A 24,655-nucleotide genomic window follows, 5' to 3' on the forward strand; every position below is an offset into this window, starting at 1 on the left:
GCCCCCGGTCGGTCGGACCGGGGGCGGATCACGTTCTTCTTCGTACGACGGCGCGTCAGGCCTCGTCGGCAGGGGCCGAGACGGACCGGAGCGACTGCTGCTCGGCCGCCGCCGTCTTCTTCGACACCGCCTTCTTGGCGGTCGTCTTCTTGGCGGCGGTCTTCTTCGCAGCCGTCTTCTTGGCCGCCGTCTTCTTGGTGGCGGCCTTCTTCGCCGTGGCCTTCTTGGCCGTCTTACGGGCCGTCTTCTTGGCCGGAGCCGCTTCCTCGGCCTCGGCCACTTCCTCGGCCTCGGTCACGGCCGGCGCCTCCACCGGCTCCTCCGCGGCCGCCGGGACGACCACGACGGCCGCCTCCTCGGACGCGGTGGGGGCGGTGGCCTTGCGCACCGCACGGCGCCTCGGACGGGCCGGGGCGGCGCTCTCGGCGGGCGCCTCGGCAGCGGCCTCGGCGGCCGGCGCCGGAGCCTGGTCGGCCTGCGGCTCGGCCGCGGACACGGTCTCCGCGACCGTCACCACGGCCGCCTCGGCGCCCGCGGGCGAACCGGCCGGCGCGGACACCTTGCGGGTCGCCCGGCGGCGCGTACGGCCCTTGGGCGCGGCCTCCTCGGCGACCGGCTCCGCGGCCGGCGCCTCGACGACCGGGTCCTCGGCGGCGACGGGCGCCGTCTGCGCGACGACGGCCTCCGCCGGCTGCACCGGACGCTCGACCTCTTCCTCGGCCGTGACGTCCTGAGCCGTGGGAACCTCGGCCTGCACCGCGGCCGGAGCCTCGGCCCTGGCCTCGTCCCGCCTCTCACCGCGCCTGTCGTCCCGCTTCGGCGCGCCCGCCGGAGCCGACGCCCGCCGGCTCGTCCGGCGCCGCGAACGGCCCCGACCGGCCGCGGCCTCCGCCTCGGCGACGCTGCTGTACAGCTCCTCGTCCGGCTCGAACTCGGGCTCGGTCAGGACGAAGGGCTCGGCGACCTCGGCGGCCACCTCGGCCTCGATCTCCTCGGGAGCCTCGACGGTCTCCACGGCCGCCTCGTGCTCGTGCGTGTGCCCGTCACCGCCGCGCCCGCGCTTGCGGCGCTTGCCGCCGCCTCCGGCGGAGGTCGGCTGCTCCATGTGGACGATGACGCCGCGGCCGTTGCAGTGGACGCAGGTCTCGGAGAACGACTCCAGCAGGCCCTGGCCGACCCGCTTGCGGGTCATCTGGACCAGGCCCAGCGAGGTCACCTCGGCGACCTGGTGCTTCGTACGGTCGCGGCCCAGGCACTCCAGCAGGCGCCGCAGCACCAGGTCCCGGTTGGACTCCAGCACCATGTCGATGAAGTCGATGACGATGATGCCGCCGAGGTCGCGCAGCCGGAGCTGGCGCACGATCTCCTCGGCCGCCTCCAGGTTGTTCCTGGTGACCGTCTCCTCGAGGTTGCCGCCCTGACCGGTGAACTTGCCGGTGTTGACGTCGACCACGACCATCGCCTCGGTCCGGTCGATCACCAGCGAACCACCGCTCGGCAGCCAGACCTTGCGGTCCAGCGCCTTGGCGAGCTGCTCGTCGATCCGGTACGTGGCGAAGACGTCGACCTCGGAGGTCCACCTCTGCAGCCGCTCGGCCAGGTCGGGCGCGACGTGCGAGACGTACCCGTGGATGGTCTCCCACGCGTCGCCACCGCTCACGATGACCTTGGTGAAGTCCTCGTTGAAGATGTCGCGGACGACCCGGACGGTCATGTCCGGCTCGCCGTACAGCAGCGTCGGCGCGTTCGAGCTGCCGCCGTTCTTCGACTTCTTCTGGATGTCCTCCCACTGGCCCTGCAGCCGCTCGACGTCCCGGCGCAGCTCGTCCTCGCTCGCGCCCTCGGCGGCGGTGCGCACGATCACGCCCGCGTCCTCGGGGACGATCTTCTTGAGGATGGTCTTCAGCCGGGCCCGCTCGGTGTCGGGCAGCTTGCGGCTGATGCCGGTCATGGAGCCCTCGGGCACGTACACGAGGTAGCGGCCGGGCAGCGATACCTGGCTGGTCAGCCGCGCGCCCTTGTGCCCGATCGGGTCCTTCGTCACCTGCACGAGCACCGACTGCCCGGACTTCAGCGCGCTCTCGATGCGCCGCGGGCCGTTGCCCATGCCCAGCGCCTCGAAGTTGACCTCACCGGCGTACAGCACGGCGTTGCGGCCCTTGCCGATGTCGATGAAGGCGGCCTCCATCGACGGCAGCACGTTCTGCACCTTGCCGAGGTAGACGTTGCCGACGTATGAGGTCGACTGCTCCTTGTTGACGTAGTGCTCGACGAGCACGCCGTCCTCCAGGACGCCGATCTGCGTACGGTCGCCGTACTGGCGGACGACCATCACGCGCTCGACGGCCTCGCGGCGGGCCAGGAACTCCGCCTCGGTGATGATCGGAACGCGGCGGCGGCCCTGCTCACGGCCTTCCCGGCGGCGCTGCTTCTTGGCCTCCAGACGGGTCGAGCCCTTGATGGACTGCACCTCGTCGGACGGCTCGGCCCCCTTTTCCCGCTGGGGCCGGGGCTCGCGGACCTTGACGACGGTGCGCTCCGGGTCGCCGTCACCGGGCTCGGCCTCGGCCTCGGTGGAGCTGTCGCCGGCACGACGACGCCGGCGCCGACGGCGACGACTGCTGCTGGACCCGGAGCCGCCCTCGCGGTCCTCCGCGTCCGCGGCGTCGTCCGCGTCCTCCTCGGCCTGTTCGGCGGTGTCCTCGGCGTCCTGCGCGGCCTGCTCGTCGGCGAACTCGTCGCCGTCGGAGTCCTGGCCCTCGCCCGACTCGGAGTCGGCGGAGTCGCCCCGGCGACGGCGGCGGCCGCCGCGACGGCGGCGACGGCGCGAACCGGTGTCCTCGGACTCGTCGCCCTCGGCGGAGTCCTCGGCCTCCTCGGCCTCGTCCGGCTCCTCCTCCACGGCGGTCTCGAGGGCGGCGGCCTGCACGGCCTGGGCCTCGGGCTCCTGTGCGGGGGCGGAGCCACGGCGGCGGCGCCGACGCCGGCCGCCCTGCTCCTCGGAGGTCTCCTCGGTCTGCTCGGGCTCCTCGACCGCCGCGGGCTCGACCTCGGGCTCGGGCTCCGTCTCGGCCTCGGCGGCCGCGGCGGCAGCGGCCCGCTGCGGGGTCTGGAACTGCGGCTCGGCGAAGACGGGCGCCTGGAACACGGCGACGGCGGGCCGCGCCGGGCGGCGCGGAGCCTCCTCGTCCTGACCGGCGGCCGGCTGCGCGGGCGCGGCAAAGCCGGTGGCGGCCTTGCGGGCGACCCGACGACGCCGACGCGGGGAGGCGTCCTCGGCGGGCTCCTGCGGCGCTTCGGCGCGCTCGCTCTCGACGGGCGTGCTTTCGACGCGCTCGCTCTCGGCGGCGGGAGCCTCGGGCTCGGGGGTGCTCGTCACCACGGCCTCCTCGGCCGACTCGGAGTCGCTACCGGCGGGCGCGGTCACCCGGCGCGTGGCACGCCGGCGCGTCCGACGCGGAGCGGCGCCCTCGACGGCCGTCTCGGTGTCGGTCTTGGTGTCGGTCTTGGTGTCGGTCTTGGTGTCGGTCTTGGTGTCGGTCTCGGTGGGGATGTCCACGGCTTCGCCGGCGGCCTCGGCCGTCTCGACGGCCTGCGCGGCCTCCAGGCTCTCGGCGGCGTCCTCCGCCTTCGGCGCCCCGGCCGGTGCGGAGGCCCGGCGCGTGGAGCGGCGACGCGTGGTGCGACCGGCGGGCGCCTCGGCCGGAGCCTCGACGTCCTCGACGGCGGTGCTCTCGGCGACGGCCCCCGCAGCGGTGGGCACAACGACCTCGGCAGCCTCGGTGGCCTCGGCGGAACCCGGCGTCCCGGCGGGCGCGGACACCCGGCGGGTGGCACGCCGACGCGTACGAGGAGCGGGCGCGGCCTCTTCGGCCGCGGGGCTCTCGACAGCCTCGGCCTCCAGCGCCTCCTGAGCACCGGCGTCACCGGCAGCGCTCACGGGTACGACGGTCTCCGCGGCCTCGACAGCGGCGGCGGCAGCCCCGGCGGGCGCGGACACCCGGCGGGTGGCCCGCCGACGCGTACGAGGAGCGGGCGCGGCCTCTTCGGCCGCGGGGCTCTCGACAGCCTCGGCCTCCACCGTCTCGGTGCTTTCGGCGCCCTCGGCGAGTTCTTCCTCGTCGGTGACGAGATCCTCGGCATCCGCGGCCGGTATGGCCGGCGCGACGGTCTCCTCCGGAGCCTCGGACGAGGCGATCGGCGGACCCGCCGGGCGGGAAGCGGCACGGCGCCGACGACGCGGCGGCAGGGTGTCGCTCGGAGTGTTGGGTTCGGAACCCTCAGTGGGTTCGGTCGGTTCGAGCATGCGGGCATTTCTCCCGTCAGGCTCCCGGGCGCCGCGCCTGGTCCGGCGATGTGCCGGTGACGTCCGCGGCTCGCGCGTTGCGCGGTGCCGCCGTCCGGGGCGCGGGCGCCGCACGGGAGCTCTCTGTGTCCTGTCTCACCGGTTCCGTACGCCGAATGCGTACGGCCTGGCGAAAGTCTTCTGGTAGGTGCGCTGCCCGACCCAGGTGGCTCCCGAGTACCAGGGCGGCGCTTACGACGTACGTCCCTACGCGGAACCTTCCGGCACCGGTGCCGTCGCGGCGGCAGCCAAAGCGGCCGTCGAGAGGGCCGCCGCTGCCTCGCGGTCGGGTGCGAGCGGGTCGGTCACCGTGCCGGTTTCCTCATCGAACAGCCCCTGCGCCAGCCTGGTCACCGCAGCGGGGACCGGCGGCGCCAGGTCGGCCACGGCGTGGAGACCGGACAGGACGTCGTCGGGTCGAACGGCAGGCGTCACGTGCCGAACAACCAGCCGCAGTATCGCACAGGGCTGGTCGGTCGGCCTATCAGCCTGCTGAGCGTGCGTTTCAAGGTGCGCGACCGCCGGGCGGGCGTCGAAGGTCCGTACGCCGTTCTTGGTCTTGCGCCGGACCTCGACGGACTCGGCGGTGTTGAAGGCCGCGATCGCGCGTTCGGCGTCCGCCGGGTCCACGCCGTCCAGCCGTAGCTCCCAGACGGAAGCGGTGAGCCGGTCGGCGAGGCCGGAGGTCCGGGCCTCGACCGCGTCGATGACGTCGAGCCCGGCGGGCAGCGACTCGTCGAGCAGCAGTCTGAGCTTGTCCGGGTCACGCGTCTCGGTGAGGGCGATCTCCAGGTATTCCGCCTCACTGCCCGTGCCGGTGGGTGCGGCATTGGCGTACGACACCTTCGGGTGCGGTGTGAACCCCGCCGAGTACGCCATCGGCACCTCGGCACGGCGCAACGCACGCTCGAAGGCGCGCTGGAAGTCACGGTGGCTGGTGAACCGGAGGCGGCCGCGCTTGGTGTAGCGCAGTCGGATGCGCTGCACCGCGGGTGCGGGCGGCGGGCCTTCGGGCTGTCGCTTGCCCAGTGTCGTTCAGTCCTTCGTGAGAGCGGTCGTACTACTACCAAGAGTACGTGTCTCGCGGGCCTCAGGTTCCCGCCGTTCCACCACCTGCGGCTGCCGCGGCTCCCCGAAGAGCATCCGCCGGAAGTCGGCGCGCGCCTGCCGCGCGGACTCGCGGGCGGCGGCGAGCGCCTGCCGGGTGGCGCGTCCCACACTGCGCGCGGCCTCGGCGGCGGGCCGCAGGACGGCGTCCCGGACGACATGCCCGACCGGCGTCAGGACGGTCCGGTACACCCACCGCACGGGCTCTACGAAGATCCACCGGAAGAGGGTGCCGAGGAACCGCCCGACGGCGAGCGAGATGTGTCCCGCGATCCGCCAGGCATGCCCGAGGGCCTCCCCGATCTCCCGCGCGACAACGGCGAGCGCCCGTCCGACGGGCGCGAGGATCCAGCGCCAGACGGCAAGCGCGGGCAGGACGAGGAGCACCCGGGTGATCCAGTAGAGGGCGACACCCACCCCGGTGACGAGCATGCTCAGACACCACACGACTCCCCTGGCACACCAGGCGATCGCCCGCCCGACGGGCGCGAGGATCCAGCGCCAGACGGCGAGCGCGGGCAGGACGAGGAGCACCCGGGTGATCCAGTAGAGGGCGATGCCCACTCCGGTGACGAGCATGCTCAGACACCACACGACTCCCCTGGCACACCAGGCGATCGCCCGCCCGACAGGCGCGAGGAGCCACTCGTACACCCACACGGCGGGCACGACGAGGAGGTACCGCACCAGCCAGGCGACGGCCCCGTAGATGCCCGCCCCGAGGGCGGCGAACCCAGCTCCCACTCCCCTGAGCACCCACATCACGCCATGCCCCATCGGCGTCAGCACGCGCGCGTACACCCACGCCAGTGCGGCCCCGATCCCCCGCACGCCCCAGGTGAGGGCATGCCCGAGAGGCGTCAGCAGGTACCGGTACAGCCAGACGAGCGGCACGACGACGAGCACGTGCCCGAGCCATCCGAGCCCCTTGGCGAGCGGCACGAGCAGGTACCGCCAGAGACCCACGAACGGCCAGACGAACACAGCCCGCCCGACCCAGAGCAGCGCCCGCCCGAGCGGCCGCAGCACCACGTCGTTCAGGAACCGCCCCACGACGACCAGCGCGTCCCACAGCATCCGCACGGGCACGACCAGCACGAGCACGACGATCCGCACCGGAATGCGGATCGCGACAGCAAGACACCCCTCGGGGTGCTGCGGCTGCGGTGACGGCTTCTCCAGATCCATACCGAGGGAGACGCATCAGCTGCCCGTCCGGATGCACTACCTGCGACTTTCCACCCCTCTTGTCCTCGGACTCTCCACCGTCGGCCTCGGTCACCTCGTCGCGCAGGCCGTCAGCAGCCCCGCGATCAGTGCCGTGCGGGGCGGGATGTGGGCGAGCAGGACGTGCTCGTGCCGGGCGTGCGCGCCGTCCCCCACGCCGCCGAGGCCGTCGAGGACGGGGCGGCCGAGGGCCGCGACGAAGTTGCCGTCGCTCGCTCCGCCGACGGAGGTCTCCCGGGCCGCCCAGCCCAGGTCGGCGGCGATCGTCTGCGCCTGCTTGAAGAGAAGCTCGGAGGCCGGGCCCGGCACCATCGGCGGGCGGTTCCAGCCGCCGGTGAGGGTGGCCCTGACCCGGGTGTCGGTGGGCCGCAGGGCGGCCAGCGCGGTGTCGATCCGGTCCGCCTCGGCGGGCACGGCGATCCGTACGTCGATGCCGCAGTGGGCCTGCCCGGCCACGACGTTGCGTGCCGTACCGCCGCTGATCACCCCGACGTTGACCGTGGTGCCCAGCTCCGGCGAGCCCAGCGCGACGATCCGGGGGACGAGTTCGGCGAGGGCGTGCACGGCGCTCGCGCCGCGTTCCGGGTCGAGGCCGGCATGCGACTCCACCCCGTCCACCGTCAGCTCGAAAATGCCGCCGCCCTTGCGGGCCGTCTTCAGCGCCCCCTCGGACCCGGCCGCCGCCTCGCACACCAGCGTGGCCACCGTGTCCTCGCTCAGCCGCTCGACGTGCGGACGGGAGGCGGGGCTGCCGATCTCCTCGTCGCCGTTGAGGAACAGCCGTACCGCGGGGCGCGGCAGGTCCAGTTCGCGCAGCAGGCGCAACGCCCACACCGCCTGCATCAGGCCGCACTTCATGTCGAAGACGCCCGGCCCGCTCGCCCGGCCGTCCTCGTCGACGTGGAACGGCCACTGCGCGAGGGTGCCGGCCGGCCACACCGTGTCGTAGTGGCACAGCACCAGAACCGTCACGGGCGAGGTGCCGCGGTACAGCAGTTCCAGCATGTCGCCGTGCTGGCCGCCGTCGTGGCGCCGCGCCTCGTCGGGCGGGCCGAGCCGTTCGTACGCCCACGCCTCGACGGCCGCGAGACCGGCGTCCAGCAACTCCTTGTCGTCGCTCGGCGTTTCGTGTTCGACCAGCATCCGCAGGTCGTCGGTCATCTCGGGCAGGGCGGTGCGGGCGAGGGACTCGATGCGGTGGGGGGACACAGGCGGTTCTCCTCCTCCTACGTACGTACGTACGTACGTACGTACGTCGTCGGCGTCGTTCGTCGTCGTCGGCGGCGGCGGCGGCGGCGGCGGTCAGCGGACGGGCACCCCTGGCCCGAGCGGGATGCCCAGCGCCCACCAGGCGTAGAACAGCAGCGTCCAGGTCGCCAGCATGGTCAGGCACAGCGGCAGGGTCAGGGACAGCAGCGTGCCGATGCCGGCCGAGCGGCGGTAGCGCTGGACGACGCCCAGGGTCATCACGAAGTAGGCGCTCATGGGGGTGGCCGCGTTGGTGCACGAGTCGGCGATCCGGTAGACCGCCTGGGTCACCTCCGGCGGGATGTCGAGGAGCATGAACATCGGCACGAACACCGGGCCGACCAGGGCCCATTGGGCGGAGCCGCTGGTGACCAGCAGATTGATCACCGTGCACACGAGCAGGATGCCCAGGAAGGCCAACGGCCCGGTGATTCCGGCCGTCTTGAGCAGGTCGGCGCCGCGGATCGCCAGGACCTCGCCGACGCCGGTCCACTTGAAGTAGGCGAGGAACTGGGAGATCGCGAAGAACAGCACCAGGATCGGCGTCATCTCGCGCAGACCCTTGGCCATGTGGTCGGGGATGTCGCGGCCGGTGCGCACGGTGCCCACCGCCCGCCCGTACACGGCGCCGACGATCAGGAACGCCACCGCCAGGACGACCGCGATGCCGGTGAGCACCGGCGACTGCACGATGCTGCCGCCCTCGCCTCTGAGCGGCGATCCGGAGGGGATCATCGCCGCCACGATCAGCGCCGCGTAGACCAGGAGCACGAGGCCCGCGTGGCGCAGTCCGCGCCGCTCCTCGTCGCGCAGGGTCAGGGCGTCGGCCGCCGGGGGACCCTGGCCGTCCTCGGACTCCGGCTCGTCCTCCTCCGGCATCGCCGCCACCCGACGGGCGATGACCTTCTCGGTGACGACGGTGACGACGAGGGCCAGGACCACCGAGGACCCGATGGAGAAGAAGTAGTTGGACAGCGGCGTGACCACATAGCCCGGGTCGACGGTCTGCGCGGCCGCGGTGGTGAGCCCGGCGAGAATCGCGTCCGTCGGGGTGACCAGCGGGCTCGCGTCGTACCCGGCGGACACCGACACGAACGCCACCACGGCGCCCAGCATCGGGCTGCGCCCGACGGCCCGGAACGCCATCGCGCCGAGCGGGACCAGGACGACGTACGCGGCATCGGACGCGACGTGCGCCACCATCGCGGTGAACGCCAGCGTGAAGGTCAGCCAGCGGGCCGGGACCCGGGCGACCGCCGCTCTGAGCATCGCGGGGAGCAGCCCGGAGCGGTCGGCGACGGCCACGCCCAGCATGACCACGAGGATCGTGCCGAGCGGCGGGAACGTGGCGTAGTTGGTGACCGCGTCGTTGATCATCATCTGCAGGCCGGCGCCCGAGACGAGGCTCTGCACGGCCACGGTCTTGTCGGTGGCGGGGTTCAGCGCGGAGGCCCCGGCCGCGGCCAGCGCCCAGCTGGCCAGCGCGAGGACGACGCTGAGCACGCCGAACAGCCAGAAGGGGTGGGGCAGTTTGTTGCCCATGCGCTCGATGCGCATGAGCACCAAGAGCAGTCGGGTCAGCTGCTTCGAAGGGGCGGGGGACGGCGGGGAGGAAGTGGCGGTCACCTCCCCATTGACGACCCGGTCGGTGAGATCATGCAAGTAAAAAGCTTGTTGCGCTCGTATCGTTCTCGTGAAGCCGCCGGTTGACGGATTCGTTCTATGGATGGATGTACGACATGGACACTCTGGACGACGACGATCTCGACCTGGTCGCCGCGCTCCAGTACGCCCCGCGGGCCCCGCTGAGCCTGCTGGCGGAGGTGCTGGGCGTCTCGGCGAGCACCGCGGGACGCCGGCTGACCCGGCTGGAGTCCGACCGGCTGCTGCGGGTGATCGGCCAGCAGGCCTGGTCGGTGTCCGGCGAGGGCAACCCCTGGCACGTCTGGGTGACGGCCGAACCCGGGCGGGCCGCGGAGGTCGCCCGCCGGCTCGCCGACCTGCCCGAGGCGAGCCACGTCGCGGTCACCGCCGGACAGGCGGACGTCTACTGCACCGTCCAGCCGTCCCGGCGCGACCGCACCCGCGACCTGCTGACCCGGACCATCCCGGCCACCCCCGGCGTGCGCGCGGCCCGCTCCGAACTGATCCTCTCCTCCGCCACCAAGTCCGACTCCTGGCGCCTGCCCCGCCTGGACCCGGACCAGCTACGACGGCTCACGGAACACGCGGCACAGGACGAGGCCGTGAGCAGCCCGAGCCGCCACGGCACCCTCACCGACGACGAACTGCGCACGCTGCGCCTGCTCGCCGCCGACGGCCGGATGACCGCCGCCCAGGTGTCCAGAGAGCTCGGCATCGGACAGTCCACCGCCTACCGCACCACCCAGTCCCTGCTCCAGCGCGGCCTGGTCCGCCCCCGGGTGGAGATCGAACCGGGGCTGCTCGGCTACGCCCTGGAGGTCGTGATCCCCCTGACGGTGTCGCCGAGCGCGATGCGGGACGTGGCCCTCGCGCTCGCCCGGCACCCCTCGGCCCGGTACGTGTCCACCACCGCGGGCACCTCCTGCGTCGTCCACCACGGCGTCTTCCGCGACGAGGACGGCCTCACCGAGTTCCTCACCCGGGACCTGGCCGACCTGCCCGGGGTGACGTCCTTCGACGTCTCCGTCGTACTGGACGCCCTGCGGCGGCACTGGCTGGACCGCGAGGACGGCCGCCTGGCCGCGCACGACAAGCCCGAGAACGGAGCAGCATGACGACACGGGACACCGCCATCGACCGGGCGACCGCCTACTTCGACTCCGGGGCCTTCCTCGCCGACCTGAGCCGCAGGGTCGCGTACCCGACGGAGAGCCGGCCACCCGCCGACACCACGAAGCTGCGCGCGTACCTCGCCGACGAACTCGCCCCGGCCGCACGCCGCCTGGGCGCGACCACCCGCATCATCGACAACCCGGTACCGACCGCGGGCCCCTTCCTCCTCGCCCACCGCCACGAGTCCGGCGACCTGCCGACCGTCCTGGTCTACGGCCACGCCGACGTCGTCCCCGGCCAGGACGGCCACTGGCGTACGGGCCTGTCCCCCTGGCACCTCGTCGTCGAGGGCGACCGGCTCTACGGCCGCGGCACCGCCGACAACAAGGGCCAGCACACGGTCAACCTGGCCGCGCTGGAACAGGTCATGGCCGTGCGAGGCGGCACCCTGGGCTTCAACCTCAAGCTGCTGATAGAGACGGGCGAGGAGTCCGGCTCCCCCGGCCTGCACGAGTTCTGCCGCCGCTTCAAGGACGACCTCGCCGCCGACGTCCTGATCGCCTCCGACGGCCCCCGCCTCGCCGCCCACCGCCCGACCCTGTTCCTCGGCTCCCGCGGCGCCGCCAACCTCCGCCTGAGCGTGCCGCTGCGCGACGGCGCCCACCACTCGGGCAACTGGGGCGGCGCCCTGCGCAACCCGGCCACCGTGCTGGCCGCCGCCCTGGCCACCATGGTCGACGCCCGGGGCCGCATCCTCGTCGAAGGCCTACGACCACCCGCGATCCCCGAGCCCGTCAAGGCGGCCCTCGCGGACCTCACGGTCGGCGGCGGCGAGGACGACCCCGCGGTCGACGCGGACTGGGGCGAGCCGGGCCTCACCCCAGCCGAGCGTGTCTTCGCCTGGAACACCCTCGAAGTCCTCGCCCTGTCCGCGGGAGACCCCGCCAAGCCGGTCGGCGCCATCCCGGGCACGGCCCACGCGGACGTCCAGCTCCGTTTCGTCGTCGGCACGGACTGGCAGAAGCTGGCCGAGACGGTCCGCACCCACCTCGACTCTCATGCCCTCCCCTTCGTCGAGGTCGAACTCCTCCAGGCGGTCCCCGCCACCCGCCTCAGCCCCGACTCCCCCTGGGTGCGCTGGGCCACAACCTCACTCCACCGCACCACCGGCAAGACCCCGGCCGTCCTCCCCAACCTCGGCGGCACCCTCCCCAACGACGCCTTCGCCGACATCCTGGGCCTCCCCACCGTCTGGGTCCCCCACTCCCACCCCTCCTGCGCCCAACACGCCCCCGACGAACACCTGCTGGGCTCGGTGGCCCGAGAGTCTCTGGCCGTCATGGCGGGCCTGTTCTGGGACCTCGGCGAAAGCCCAGGCAGTATGAGCGCATGATTACGCTCACGAAGGAAGACGGCCCCGCGGATCTCGACGGGGTGACCCATCTGTCCATCGGGGTGTCCTGGGACCCCACCGCCGGCGCCAGCGGCGGAGTGCTGGGCAAACTCCGCCGGAAGACCGGCACCGACCTCGACCTCATCGCCATCGCCATGCACGACGGGGACCCGGTCCGCCTGGCGGGCATCGACTCCCTCGACCCCATCGGCAACGGCTCCCTGCTGCACAGCGGCGACAACCAGACCGGCCACGGAGACGGCGACGACGAGACCGTCACGGTCGAGTTCGCGAAGCTCCCGCCCCACATCACCTCGATCGTCTTCGTCGCCGCCGCCTACAAGAAGGGCAGCTCCTTCCAGAAGGCCCGCAACATCAGCTTCAAGGTCTACGACGCCACCGGCGGCACCACCCAGCAGGTCGCCGACATCTGGCCCAGCATGCTCACCCAGGACAACGGCTGCGCCGTCGCCAAGGCCGTACGGTCCGGCACCACCTGGAAGCTCCAGGTGATCAACACCACGGGAAAGATCAAACAAGGCGACCAACTCGCCCTGATGCGCTTCGCCGCCAACCAGTAACACCCGACCGCCGGCCGCCGCCGGTGCACGACACCGGCGGCAACCGCCGGCTGCCGACCGATGAGTTCCGGAGCCGGGTGGGGTCTGTCCCTGCACAAGCGAACGCTGCGCACGAGTCTGTGAGGGACCATGACCACCCACGCACTACCACCCGTCGTCGACACCGCAACCTGGGAGCGCCGGCTCGAAGCCCTGCGTGCCCGGGAGAAGGCCGCGACGCGGGAGCTCGACGCCATCGCCGCCGAGCGTCGTCGCCTGCCGATGGTCGAGATGCCCGACTACACCCTCGAGGGCGAGGACGGCCCCGTTCGGCTGGCGGACGTCTTCGAAGGCAAGAGGCAACTGATCGTCTACAACCACATGTGGTTCGCCGGCAAGGAATGGCAGTGCCCGGGCTGCACGGGGTTCACCTCGCACTACACCCGCCTCGAGTTCCTGGACAACTACGACGCGCGATTCGTCATCGTCACCCAGGGCCCGATCGACGAGGCACTCGCCTACAAGCAGCGGGTCGGCAACCGGATGACGTGGTACTCGACCGCGAAAAGCTCGTTCGGGGCCGACGTCGGCGCACCGCCCGACGGAGGATTCGCGGTCAACGTGTTCCTGCGCGACGGCGACACCGTCTACCGCACCTGGCACACGAACGGCCGGGGTACCGAGCAGCTCAGCCACACCTTCCCGCTGATCGATCTCCTGCCGTACGGCCGCCAGGAGGAATGGCAGGACTCGCCCGAGGGCTGGCCCCAGTCGCCCACCTACAGCCGGTGGACGACGTCCAAGGACATCGCCGCGCTCTACGGCCCGGGCTCGGGCTCCGGCAACGGCTGAACTTCGCTCGCCCTCAGTGCGAGTGCCCGGTGGGCGCCGGCGCGGCGTTCTTGACCGTCAGGGGCAGCAGCTTCTTGCCCGTGGGGCCGATCTGAATCTGCGTGTCCATCTGCGGACACACCCCGCAGTCGAAGCACGGCGTCCACCGGCAGTCCTCGACCTCGGTCTCGTCGAGTGAGTCCTGCCAGTCCTCCCAGAGCCAGTCCTTGTCGAGGCCGGAGTCGAGGTGGTCCCAGGGGAGGACCTCCTCGTAGGTGCGCTCGCGGGTGGTGTACCAGTCGACGTCCACGCCGAAGGGGACGAGAGCCTTCTCCGCACACCGCATCCAGCGGTCGTAGGAGAAGTGCTCGCGCCAGCCGTCGAAGCGGCCGCCGTCCTCGTAGACCGCGCGGATGACCGCTCCGATGCGGCGGTCGCCCCTCGACAGGAGGCCTTCCACGATGCCGGGCTTGCCGTCGTGGTAGCGGAAGCCGATCGAGCGGCCGTACTTCTTGTCGCCGCGGATCTTGTCGCGGAGCTTTCCGAGACGGGCGTCCGTCTCCTCCGCCGACAGCTGCGGGGCCCACTGGAACGGGGTGTGGGGCTTGGGGACGAAGCCACCGATCGACACCGTGCAGCGGATGTCGTTCTGGCCGGAGACCTCGCGGCCCTTCTGGATCACGCTCATCGCCATGTCGGCGATCTGGAGGACGTCCTCGTCGGTCTCCGTCGGCAGGCCGCACATGAAGTACAGCTTCACCTGGCGCCAGCCGTTGCCGTAGGCGGTGGCGACCGTGCGGATCAGGTCCTCCTCCGAGACCATCTTGTTGATGACCTTGCGCATGCGCTCGGAGCCGCCCTCGGGGGCGAAGGTCAGGCCGGACCGGCGGCCGTTGCGCGTCAGCTCGTTCGCCAGGTCGACGTTGAACGCGTCCACGCGGGTCGACGGGAGGGACAGGCCGATCTTGTCCTCCTCGTAGCGGTCCGCCAGGCCCTTCGCGATGTCGCCGATCTCCGAGTGGTCAGCCGAGGACAGGGACAGCAGGCCGACCTCCTCGAAGCCCGTCGCCTTCAGGCCCTTCTCGACCATGTCGCCGATGCCGGTGATCGACCGCTCGCGCACCGGGCGCGTGATCATGCCCGCCTGGCAGAAACGGCAGCCGCGCGTGCAGCCGCGGAAGATCTCCACCGACATGCGCTCGTGGACCGTCTCGGCGAGCGGGACCAGGGGCTGCTTGGGGTACGGCCACTCGTCCAGGTCCATCACCGTGTGCTTGGAGACGCGCCACGGGACACCGGACTTGTTCGGTACGACACGGGCGATACGGCCGTCCGCGAGGTACTCGACGTCGTAGAAGGCCGGGATGTACACCGAGCCCGTCTTCGCGAGGCGGAAGAGGACCTCCTCGCGGCCGCCCGGCTGCCCCTGCGCCTTCCACTCCCGGATGATCCGGGTCATGTCCAGCACGGCCTGCTCGCCGTCGCCGATGATCGCCGCGTCGATGAAGTCGGCGATCGGCTCGGGGTTGAAGGCGGCGTGGCCGCCGGCCAGCACGATCGGGTCGTCGATCGTGCGGTCCCTGGATTCCAGGGGGATCCCGGCCAGATCCAGCGCCGTCAGCATGTTCGTGTAGCCCAGCTCCGTGGAGAAGCTCAGCCCGAACACGTCGAAGGCGCGGACCGGGCGGTGACTGTCCACCGTGAACTGCGGGACGTCGTGCTCCCGCATCAGCGCCTCGAGGTCCGGCCACACGCTGTAGGTGCGCTCGGCGAGGACGCCCTCCTGCTCGTTCAGCACCTCGTAGAGGATCATGACGCCCTGGTTGGGCAGACCGACCTCGTACGCGTCCGGGTACATCAGCGCCCAGCGGACGTCCGTCGACTCCCACGGCTTGACAGTGGAGTTGAGCTCCCCGCCGACGTACTGGATCGGCTTCTGCACATGCGGGAGCAGAGCTTCGAGCTGCGGGAAGACCGACGCAGCGACTTCGGCAGGCATGTCGCGAACCTTCGTGAGCTTGGCTGAACTGACAGCTGAACTGACAGCTGAACTGACAGGGGTGACCATCTAGCCTAACGCGATCGCGACCACCCCTCGCACGCCCGGAAACTCAGAGGTCCGCCGCCCCGTCCTTGATCCCCGCCCAGAACGCGGGCAGCCCGGCCTCCACGGTCGCCGCCCGCCGCTCCTCGCGCCCGTAGAGCAGCCCGTACGTGAAGGCGCTCTCGCCGGCCGCGTGCGCGACGGCGGACAGCTCGCGCAGGGTCTGCCGGGCCATCACGCTGTCCTGGTGCTCCCCGAGCAGGCTCTGCAGGGACTTCATGGACTTGACCAGAGCCTTGGCCGGCTCGCCGAGGGCCGGCTTGGCCGCCTCCGCCGAGTAGCGGGTGCGCTTGGTCTTCTTGCGGGCCTCGTGCACGGCGAGGTCCCGGTCGGGCCCCGGCGACAGCTCCAGCGCCTGTCCGACGAGCCCGGTGACCTTGCCGAAGTCCTTCTTCACGGCCTTGGCGATCACCTTGCCCGGCTGTTTCCCGGCCGCCTTCAGCAGCGGCGGGGCGGCGATCAGCGCGTCCAGGGTGTCGAGCAGGGCGAGGTACCGGGCGGAGTCCAGGACGCCGATCAGCCGGCCGCGCGCCCCGCCCTGCTCGACGCTCGCCCACAGGCCCAGCCGCTCGGCGACCGGGCCCGAGACCAGCGTGCCGGGCACGTCGTCGAGGGCCGCCGTCAGCCGTTCGGTGAGCACCTCGTGGTCGCGGTCCACACCCAGCTCACCGGCCAGCCACTTCAGTTCCTCGCCGATCGGGTCGGTGACGGTCCGGTCGAGGACCTTGGCGTACGACTTGAAGGTGCTGCGCATCCGGCGGGTGGCGACCCGCATGCTGTGCACCGAGTCCTCGACGTCCTGGCGTACGGCCGGGTCGAGCTCGACGATCGCGTCTCGCTGGGCGCGGACGTACGCCAGTACATGGTCACCGGCGGTCACGGGGTCCTTGGGGGACCTGGCCCGGCGCTTCCTCCCTGGGGTCGTCTCGGCGAGGGCCCGAGCCAGCTTCGAGGAGGAGCCGGACGGCCGTACGCCCGCCTTGCGCAGCCGCTTCTCCACCTTGTCGAGGAAGTCCGGGTCGCCGCCGTCGGCGAGCTCCACCTCGATCTCGGTCCACTGGGCGACGCCGGCGCCCCCGGTCAGCCGCTCGGCGTGGACGGCGTCCACGCTGACCTCGGCGAGCAGTCGCCCCTCGGTGTCGAGGAGTTCGCGGACGTCCCGGGCCGAGCGCAGCCGGACCACGGGCAGCAGTTCGGTGTCCCGGACCCGGGAGCGGACCAGCCCGGCGAGCTCGTCGGGGAGGGTGTCGGAGAGCGGGGCCCGGATCTCGTCGCGCACGCCCTGGGCGACGGGCACCTTCAGGTGCCAGCCCGCGTCGGAGCCGCCGGTGCGGCGGCGGAGAGTGATCGAGGAGGCGGCGAGGCGTTCGTCGGCGGTGTCGTAGTAGGTGGCGTCCAGTTCCGCGACGCCCTTGTCGAGGACGGTCTCGACCCCGGCGACGCCGGTCAGATCGGGCAGTCCGCTGTCATCGGATTCGTACTTGCGCTCGATCTCGCGTTTCGTCTCCGCCATGACCTGAATCTAGTCGCAGTGCGGCGGGTAGGACAGAGGGCACCTGCCGTCCACACAGGGGCCACCTGCCGTCTATGCCGACATGGGCCGTTGCACCCGGATCGACTGCAGCAGCCCCACCGCCACCCACACCGAGAACATCGATGAACCGCCGTACGACACGAACGGCAGCGGCAGGCCCGTGACCGGCATGATGCCGAGGGTCATGCCGATGTTCTCGAAGGCCTGAAAGGCGAACCAGGCCACGATGCCGGCGGCGACGATCGTGCCGTACAGCTCGGTCGTCTCGCGGGCGATGCGGCAGGCGCGCCACAGCACCACACCCAGCAGGACGATGATCAGGCCGCCGCCGAGGAAGCCCAGCTCCTCCCCCGCGACCGTGAACACGAAGTCGGTCTGCTGCTCCGGCACGAACTGGCCCGTGGTCTGCGAGCCTTGGAAGAGGCCCGAGCCGGTCAGACCGCCCGAACCGATCGCGATGCGGGCCTGGTTGGTGTTGTAGCCGACGCCGGCCGGGTCGAGGCTGGGGTTGGCGAAGGCGGCGAAGCGGGCGATCTGGTAGTCGTCCAGGATGTGCAGCTGCCAGCCGGCGATCGCGCCGGCCGCTCCCGCACCCAGCAGCCCGAACACCCACCGGTTCGACGCGCCGGAGGCGAGCAGCACGCCCAGCACGATGATGACCATGACCATGACCGACCCGAGGTCGGGCATCAACATCACGACGAGCATCGGTACGGCGGCCAGGCCGAGGGCCTGGAGCACGGTCCGGTGGTCGGGGTACGCCTTGTCGCCCGCGTCCACGCGGGCCGCGAGCAGCATCGCCATGCCCAGGATGATCGTGATCTTCACGAACTCGGAGGGCTGGAGCGAGAAGCCGCCGCCGAGCACGATCCAGGAGTGCGCGCCGTTGACCGTCGAGCCGAGCGGGGTGAGCACCATCAGGATCAGGAACACCGAGAGGCCGTACAGGAGCGGCACGGCCGTGCGCAGAGTGCGGTGGCCGAGCCAGACCGTGCCGATCATCAGGGCGAACCCGATGCCGGTGTTCAGGATGTGCCGGAGCAGGAAGTAGTACGGGTCGCCCTGGTTGATCTCGGTGCGGTTGCGGGTCGCCGAGAAGACGAGGATCGCGCCGATGCCCGAGAGGGCCAGGGCCGCCAGCAGTATCGGCCAGTCCAGCCGGCGGGCCAGCGAGTCGCGGGCGAACAGGCGGGTCCAGCCCGCGCGTTCGGGCCCGTAGCCGGAGACCTGGAAGCTGTTCACTCCGGTCATGCGAGCATCCTCCGGCTTCCTCTGGCCCGCCGTCGCCGACGCGCGTTCCGGTTGCCCGTGCCGGCTGTCGCCACCGTGGCCGCCAGCTGCTGTACGTCCGGCTCCTCCGTGCCCTTCTGGCTGATCTGCTGGTCCTTGGCCGGGTCCTTGGAGATCTTCGGGGAGGTGATCGAACCGTCCGCCTTGATCTTCGGCAGGCTCTTCTGCGGGGTGGGCAACAGCGCGTTCTTGGGGTTGATCGTGCCGTCCTCCGAGACGCCGTACAGCGCGTTGTAGATCTTGCGCACGGCGGGGCCCGAGGCGCCGGAGCCCGTACCACCCTGGGAGATGGTCATGACGACGGTGTAGTCCTTGGTGTACGTGGTGAACCACGAGGTGGTCTGCTTGCCGTAGACCTCGGCCGTACCCGTCTTGGCGTGCATCGGGATCTTGTCCTGCGGCCAGCCGCCGAACCGCCAGGCGGCGGTACCGCGGGTCGCGACTCCTTCGAGGGCACCGTCTATCTCGCTGAGGGTCTTCTGCGTCATCGGCAGCTTGCCGTGCGCCTTCGGCTCGATCTCCTGGACGGTCTTGCCGTCGGGGCTGATGATCGCCTTGCCGACGGTCGGGTCGTAGAGGGTGCCGCCGTTGGCGATCGCCCCGTAGATCGTCGCCATCTGGATCGGGGTGACGAGTGTGTCGCCCTGGCCGATCGAGTAGTTGACGGAGTCACCGGCGCGCAGCCTGTTGCCCTCCAGGCAGTTCTCGTACGCGATCTGCTCGGCGTACGTGCCGCCCTTCTTGCCGTACTTGCACCAGGCGTCCTTGTTGGCCTTCCAGTAGCTCTGCTTCCACTGGCGGTCGGGGATGCGGCCGGTGACCTCGTTCGGGAGGTCGATGCCGGTCTCCTTGCCGAGGCCGAACTGGTGGGCGGTCTTGTAGAACCAGTCGCCGGGGTTCTTCTTGGGCTTGTTGCCGCCGTCCTTCTGCCACTCCTGGTGCGAGAGGCGGTAGAAGACGGTGTCGCAGGAGACCTCCAGGGCGCGGCCGAGGCTGATCGGGCCGTATCCCTTGGACTCGAAGTTCTTGAAGACCTGGCCACCGATCGAGTACGAGCTGGAGCACTGGTAGGGGCCGTCGAAGGAGTAGCCCGCGTTGACCGCGGCGGCAGTCGGGATGACCTTGAAGACGGAGCCGGGAGCGGACTGCCCCTGGATCGCGCGGTTCAGCAGCGGGTAGTTGGACTTCTTGCCGGTGAGCTGGGCGTAGTCCTTGGCGGAGATGCCGCCGACCCAGGCGTTCGGGTCGTACGTCGGGTTGGACGCCATGGCGACCACGCGGCCGGTCTTGGCCTCCATCACCACGACGGCGCCGGAGTCCGCCTTGTAGTTCTCGCCGGTGTTCTTGTCGTACGTCTTGCGGGCCTCCTTCATGGCGTCGTTCAGCTCGTACTCCGCGACGCGCTGAACGCGGGCGTCGATGCTGGTGACGAGGGAGGAGCCGGGCTGGGCGGGGGCGGCCTCGGCCTCGCCGATGACGCGGCCGAGGTTGTCGACCTCGTAGCGGGTGACGCCGGCCTTGCCGCGCAGCTCCTTGTCGTACTCGCGCTCCAGGCCGCTTCGGCCGACCTGGTCGGAGCGCAGGTAGGGCGAGTCGCTGTCCTGGGCCTTGGTGATCTCGTCGTCGGTGACGGGCGAGAGGTAGCCGAGGACCTGGGCGGTGTTGGCCTGGCCGGGGGCGGCGTAGCGGCGCACGGCCTCGGGCTCGGCGGTGATGCCGGGGAAGTCCTCGGCGCGCTCGCGGATCTGCAGGGCCTGCTTGGCGGTGGCCTCGTCGGTGATGGGGATCGGCTGGTACGGCGAGCCGTTCCAGCAGGGCTGCGGCGTCTTGGAGTCGCACAGCCGGACCTTCTCCATGACCTCCTGGGGCGTCATGCCCAGCACGGCGGCCAGCTTGGTGAGGACGGCCTTGCCGTCGTCTTTCATCTTCAGCAGGTCGGTGCGGGAGGCGGAGACCACCAGCCGGGTCTCGTTGTCCGCCAGGGGCACTCCGCGCGCGTCCAGGATCGAGCCGCGTACGGCGGGCTCGACGACCTGCTGGACGTGGTTGCCGGACGCCTCCTTGGCGTACTCGTCGCCCTCGCGGATCTGGAGGTACCACAGGCGCCCGCCGAGGGTGCCGAGCAGGGAGAGGACGAGGATCTGGATGACGACGAGCCGGATCTGGACCCGTGGGGTCCGGCCGGTCTCGGGGATGTTGGTCACTGCGGCTGCCTCCCCCTCTCAGTGTGCGGACGTGTGTGCGGACGTGTGTGCGCGTACGAATGATGAACGACGGGCCTGTGAGGCCACGTTCCGCCGGAACGACCCCGTTCGGGTGAACTCGTATGGGTTCACAGCCGCTTGACCCCCTTGATGCGGCCGGCCCGCGCCGTGCGGGCCCGGGCTGCCTTCACCTTCAGCCCGCCGAGGCCGCCCCGCTGTCCCCCGATCCGCAGGCCGGTGCCCGAGGAGAGCCAGCCGGAGGAGATGTCGGCGGCCTTGGCGGCGGAGTTGGTGTCCGCGAGGGGGTCGTTCTCCGCGCGCCGGGCCAGCGCCATGATGCCGGGGACGACGAACGGGGCGAGCAGCAGGTCGTACAGCGCGGCCGTGAACAGCAGGCTGCCGAGGCCCACATGGCGGGCGGCGGTGTCGCCGACGAGGGCGCCGACACCGGCGTACAGCAGGGTGGTGCCGACGGCGGCGGCGACCACGACGGCCATGGGGCCGGTGGCCGATTTCAGCCGGCCGTTCTCCGGTTTCGCCAGGCCCGCGAGGTAGCCGATGACGCACAGCACGAGGGCGTAGCGGCCGGCCGCGTGGTCGGCGGGCGGGGCGAGGTCGGCGAGCAGGCCGGCGCCGAACCCGACGAGGGCGCCGCCGACATGGCCGTACACCATGGCGAGGCCCAGGACGGTGAGGAGCAGCAGGTCGGGGACGGCGCCCGGCAGGTGGAGGCGGGCGAGGACGCTCACCTGGAGGACCAGGGCGACGACGACCAGGGAGGTGGACAGCAGGATCCGGTTGACGCGCATGGGCTACAGCTCCTACTGCTCTTCTTGGATCTGGCCGTCGACCGGCGCGTTCGCGGACGGGGTGACGGTCACCGTCACGGTCGGCGTGGGGGTCGGCTTGGGCTTGGCGGGCAGCACCGTGTCGCGCGGGTCCTTCTTGGGGGCCTGGACGACGACGCCGACGATGTCGAGCTTGGTGAAGCTGACGTACGGCGTGACGTAGAGGGTGCGGGTGAGGTCGCCGGCGGAGGGGTCGACGCGGGAGACCACGCCGACCGGTACTCCGGGTACGAAGGGCTTGTCGGCCTGCGAGCCGAAGGTGACCAGTCGGTCGCCCGTCTTGACCTCGGCCTTGCCGTTGAGGAGTTCGACGCGCAGCGGGCGGTCGCCCTGCCCGGAGGCGAAGCCGAGTTCGTCGCCGGCCTCCATGCGGGTGCCGACGGTGAAGTCGGGGTCGTTGGCGAGCAGCACGGTGGCGGTGTTGGGGCCGACGGTCGTCACGCGCCCTACCAGCCCGTCCCCGTTCAGGACGGTCATGTCGCGCGTGATGCCGTCGCCCGCGCCGACGTCGATGGTGATGGTCCAGGAGAAGCCCTGGGCCGCTCCTATCGCGATGACCTGGGCGCCCTTGATGCCGTACTGGCCGGCGCCGGAGAGCTTCAGCATCTTGTCGAGCTGGGCGAGGCGGCTGCGGTTGCGGTCGTCGCTGCCGAGCTTCGCCTCCAGGGCCGCGTTCTCCTTCTCCAACTCGGCGAGCCGGTCGTGCCGTTCGCCGGAGTCACGGATGGCCGATACGGCGTTGCCGACCGGGTCGACCGCGGCCGACACACCGTTCTCGATCGGGCCGAAGACCGTGGCCGCGGCCTGGCGGGCGCCGTCGACCGGTGAGTCCTCCCCGCCGCGGATGTCCACCGTGATCAGCGCGAACGCGACGGCGACCAGCAGCACCAGGAGCAGCCGGCTCTCTCGTGTGTCCCTCACGTGCGGCGGCCGTGCCCTTCCTCATAGGAATTCGTGTGCAGTGTTTACGTATATGGGCGCATTTGTGTGCGGCACTTATGCGCGAGCTTATGCCTCTATATCAACGATCCGCCGTACGAGAGGAGATCATCTCGTACGGCGGAATCGAAGAGTTGCTTCATCTGCGCGGCTGGGCGTCCAGCACCTGCTGCAACGCCTCGAACTCCTCGACGCACTTTCCGGAACCGAGCGCCACGCTGTCCAGCGGGTCCTCGGCGATGTGGATCGGCATGCCGGTCTCGCGCCGCAGCCGCTCGTCCAGGCCGCGCAGCAGCGCACCGCCACCGGTCAGAACGATTCCGCGGTCCATGATGTCGCCGGACAGCTCCGGCGGGCACTTGTCGAGGGTCGTCTTCACTGCGTCTACAATGGCGTTGACGGGCTCCTCGATCGCCTTGCGCACTTCGGCGGCCGAGATGACGACGGTCTTGGGCAGCCCGGAGACGAGATCCCGGCCGCGGATTTCGGTGTGCTCGTCAGCGTCGAGGTCGTACGCCGAACCGATCGTGATCTTGATCTGCTCGGCCGTCCGCTCACCCAGCAGGAGCGAGTACTCCTTCTTGATGTGCTGGATGATCGCGTTGTCCAACTCGTCGCCCGCGACGCGGATGGACTGGGCGGTGACGATGCCGCCGAGGGAGATGACCGCGACCTCCGTGGTGCCGCCGCCGATGTCCACCACCATGTTGCCCGTGGCCTCGTGGACCGGCAGGCCGGAACCGATGGCGGCCGCCATGGGCTCCTCGATGATGTGCACCTGACGGGCGCCGGCCTGGGACGACGCCTCGATGACGGCGCGGCGCTCGACGCCCGTGATGCCCGAGGGCACACAGACGACGACCCGCGGACGAGCCAGATACCGCCGCTTGTGGATCTTCAGGATGAAGTAGCGCAGCATCCGCTCGGTGATCTCGAAGTCGGCGATCACGCCGTCCTTCAGTGGACGCACGGCAACGATGTTGCCGGGCGTGCGCCCGATCATCTTCTTCGCTTCGGCGCCGACCGCGAGGATGCCACCGGTGTTGGTGTTGATCGCGACGACGGACGGCTCGTTGAGTACGATCCCGCGACCCCTGACGTACACCAGCGTGTTGGCGGTCCCGAGGTCGACAGCCATGTCACGGCCGATGAACGACATTGAGTTCCCCATCAGGATTCGACTGGCCTTCCCCATAGCTTTTGAGGGCTTTTCAGGTCGGCGGAGCGGGTGCGGTGACGTGAAGGCTTCCATCGTAGACGCGCCTTCGCGAACACTGCGTGAGGGTCTCCGCCATTGTCAGCAGATGCTGTGCGGGTTCGCTTCTGGAGACGGGCGTTCGGGGGCACTCGTTCCCTCGATCGCCACGCATATGCCAAAAGTCCGGGGACAAAAGCCCCCAGACTCTCACTCGGCCGTGTCGGGCGCTACGCGCGGCCAGGGAAGAAGATCTTCACCTCGCGCTCGGCGGACTCCTCGGAGTCGGAGGCGTGGATGAGATTCTCGCGCACGATCACGCCGTAGTCACCGCGGATGGAGCCGGGGGCCGCGGCGATCGGGTCCGTCGGACCGGCCAGCTGGCGCACGCCCTCGATCACCCGATCGCCCTCGACGATCAGCGCCACGACCGGGCCTGACGCCATGAACTCCACCAGCGGCTCGTAGAAGGGCTTGCCCTTGTGCTCGCCGTAGTGCTGTTCCAGCGTGTCCTGGTCCAGGGTGCGCAGCTCCAGCGCGGTGATCTGCCAGCCGGCCTTGCGCTCGATACGGCTGATGATCTCGCCGGTCAGGCCACGACGAACGGCGTCGGGCTTGAGGAGGACGAGGGTGCGCTGGCTCACGACGGGGCTCCTTCGGATCAAGGATTGTGCGGGATGCTGAGGTTACAGGGCGTGTCCGGCCCCTTGTTACGCAGCGTCAGGTGTAGAGGAGCCCGCCTGCGCGGCGAATCTCGCCTTCGCCTCGTCGATCTTCCGTCCGTAGTGCACGGACGCCCACCACAGGGCCGCGAAGATCGCGCCCAGGAAGAACATCGTCGGCACGACGACGCCGGAGGCGATCAGGGCGATCTGCAGGGCCCAGCCGAGGGCGACGCCGCCAGGGCGGGTGACCATGCCGCACAGCAGCAGGCACAGGAACATGGCGATGCCGCTGACCGTCCACACCGTGGTCATGGACAGGTCGGGGTCCTTCATCGCGACCAGCGCGGCGAAGCCGATGATGAAGACCTCGCCGATCAGGGTCGAAGCACAGAGCGTACGCATGCCGAG

18 protein-coding genes are annotated in these 24,655 nt (G+C 71.0%); 4 read left to right on the plus strand and 14 right to left on the minus strand.

Translation table 11 applies throughout. The features are described from left to right. Window positions 1–55: 55 nt before the first annotated feature. From AC5P09_RS24320 to AC5P09_RS24340, 5 genes are all read right to left on the minus strand, one after another. Complete coding sequence (locus AC5P09_RS24320; protein ID WP_493875910.1) at window positions 56–4,306, minus strand: Rne/Rng family ribonuclease; 4,251 nt, start codon at window positions 4,304–4,306, stop codon at window positions 56–58. A 246-nt stretch (window positions 4,307–4,552) separates the two neighbouring features. Then, window positions 4,553–5,332: a TIGR03936 family radical SAM-associated protein gene (locus AC5P09_RS24325; RefSeq protein ID WP_493875911.1), complete on the minus strand. Its 780-nt coding sequence runs from the start codon at window positions 5,330–5,332 to the stop codon at window positions 4,553–4,555. A gap of 48 nt (window positions 5,333–5,380) precedes the next feature. Beyond that, complete coding sequence (locus tag AC5P09_RS24330) at window positions 5,381–6,640, minus strand: hypothetical protein (protein ID WP_493875912.1); 1,260 nt, start codon at window positions 6,638–6,640, stop codon at window positions 5,381–5,383. Window positions 6,641–6,730: 90 nt separating this feature from the next. Further along, window positions 6,731–7,888 (minus strand): M20 family metallopeptidase, encoded by a 1,158-nt coding sequence (locus tag AC5P09_RS24335; protein ID WP_493875913.1) that lies wholly within the window; start codon window positions 7,886–7,888, stop codon window positions 6,731–6,733. A gap of 93 nt (window positions 7,889–7,981) precedes the next feature. Then, window positions 7,982–9,553: an AbgT family transporter gene (locus AC5P09_RS24340; protein ID WP_493875982.1), complete on the minus strand. Its 1,572-nt coding sequence runs from the start codon at window positions 9,551–9,553 to the stop codon at window positions 7,982–7,984. A gap of 113 nt (window positions 9,554–9,666) precedes the next feature. On the opposite strand from AC5P09_RS24340, the gene AC5P09_RS24345 reads away from it, so the two are divergent. From AC5P09_RS24345 to AC5P09_RS24360, 4 genes are all read left to right on the plus strand, one after another. Beyond that, complete coding sequence (locus AC5P09_RS24345; RefSeq protein ID WP_493875914.1) at window positions 9,667–10,686, plus strand: Lrp/AsnC family transcriptional regulator; 1,020 nt, start codon at window positions 9,667–9,669, stop codon at window positions 10,684–10,686. Continuing rightward, window positions 10,683–12,077 (plus strand): M20 family metallopeptidase, encoded by a 1,395-nt coding sequence (locus AC5P09_RS24350; protein ID WP_493875915.1) that lies wholly within the window; start codon window positions 10,683–10,685, stop codon window positions 12,075–12,077. The genes AC5P09_RS24345 and AC5P09_RS24350 overlap by 4 nt, the downstream gene beginning before the upstream one ends. After that, entirely contained in the window at window positions 12,074–12,658 is a 585-nt protein-coding gene (locus tag AC5P09_RS24355) for a TerD family protein (protein ID WP_493875916.1), read from the plus strand. The genes AC5P09_RS24350 and AC5P09_RS24355 overlap by 4 nt, the downstream gene beginning before the upstream one ends. 129 nt (window positions 12,659–12,787) lie before the next feature. After that, window positions 12,788–13,489 carry a DUF899 domain-containing protein gene (locus AC5P09_RS24360; RefSeq protein ID WP_493875917.1) on the plus strand — a complete coding sequence of 234 codons (702 nt, stop codon included), beginning with the start codon at window positions 12,788–12,790 and terminating at the stop codon, window positions 13,487–13,489. Between the two features lie 13 nt (window positions 13,490–13,502). Here the strand turns inward: AC5P09_RS24360 and AC5P09_RS24365 are convergent, their stop codons facing one another. From AC5P09_RS24365 to AC5P09_RS24405, 9 genes are all read right to left on the minus strand, one after another. Continuing rightward, window positions 13,503–15,467: a TIGR03960 family B12-binding radical SAM protein gene (locus AC5P09_RS24365; protein WP_493875918.1), complete on the minus strand. Its 1,965-nt coding sequence runs from the start codon at window positions 15,465–15,467 to the stop codon at window positions 13,503–13,505. 112 nt (window positions 15,468–15,579) lie between these two features. Beyond that, complete coding sequence (locus AC5P09_RS24370; RefSeq protein ID WP_493875919.1) at window positions 15,580–17,085, minus strand: CYTH and CHAD domain-containing protein; 1,506 nt, start codon at window positions 17,083–17,085, stop codon at window positions 15,580–15,582. Between the two features lie 72 nt (window positions 17,086–17,157). Next, a complete protein-coding gene (gene rodA / locus AC5P09_RS24375; RefSeq protein ID WP_493875920.1) occupies window positions 17,158–18,357 on the minus strand; it encodes a rod shape-determining protein RodA in 1,200 nt (399 codons plus the stop codon). Beyond that, window positions 18,354–20,600 (minus strand): penicillin-binding protein 2, encoded by a 2,247-nt coding sequence (gene mrdA, locus AC5P09_RS24380; RefSeq protein ID WP_493875921.1) that lies wholly within the window; start codon window positions 20,598–20,600, stop codon window positions 18,354–18,356. Before mrdA ends, rodA begins: the two co-directional genes overlap by 4 nt. 128 nt (window positions 20,601–20,728) lie before the next feature. After that, entirely contained in the window at window positions 20,729–21,409 is a 681-nt protein-coding gene (gene mreD, locus AC5P09_RS24385) for a rod shape-determining protein MreD (RefSeq protein WP_493875922.1), read from the minus strand. 12 nt (window positions 21,410–21,421) lie between these two features. Beyond that, window positions 21,422–22,369: a rod shape-determining protein MreC gene (gene mreC / locus AC5P09_RS24390; RefSeq protein WP_493875923.1), complete on the minus strand. Its 948-nt coding sequence runs from the start codon at window positions 22,367–22,369 to the stop codon at window positions 21,422–21,424. Between the two features lie 157 nt (window positions 22,370–22,526). After that, window positions 22,527–23,546 carry a rod shape-determining protein gene (locus AC5P09_RS24395; protein WP_004931372.1) on the minus strand — a complete coding sequence of 340 codons (1,020 nt, stop codon included), beginning with the start codon at window positions 23,544–23,546 and terminating at the stop codon, window positions 22,527–22,529. A 266-nt stretch (window positions 23,547–23,812) separates the two neighbouring features. Beyond that, window positions 23,813–24,226 (minus strand): nucleoside-diphosphate kinase, encoded by a 414-nt coding sequence (ndk, locus tag AC5P09_RS24400; RefSeq protein WP_266439546.1) that lies wholly within the window; start codon window positions 24,224–24,226, stop codon window positions 23,813–23,815. Between the two features lie 66 nt (window positions 24,227–24,292). Beyond that, window positions 24,293–24,649, minus strand: coding sequence for a DUF4233 domain-containing protein (locus AC5P09_RS24405; protein ID WP_307674843.1), 357 nt, complete (start codon window positions 24,647–24,649; stop codon window positions 24,293–24,295). Between the last annotated feature and the right edge of the window lie 6 nt (window positions 24,650–24,655).

The sequence above is a fragment of the Streptomyces sp. a15 genome (genome assembly GCF_059026085.1).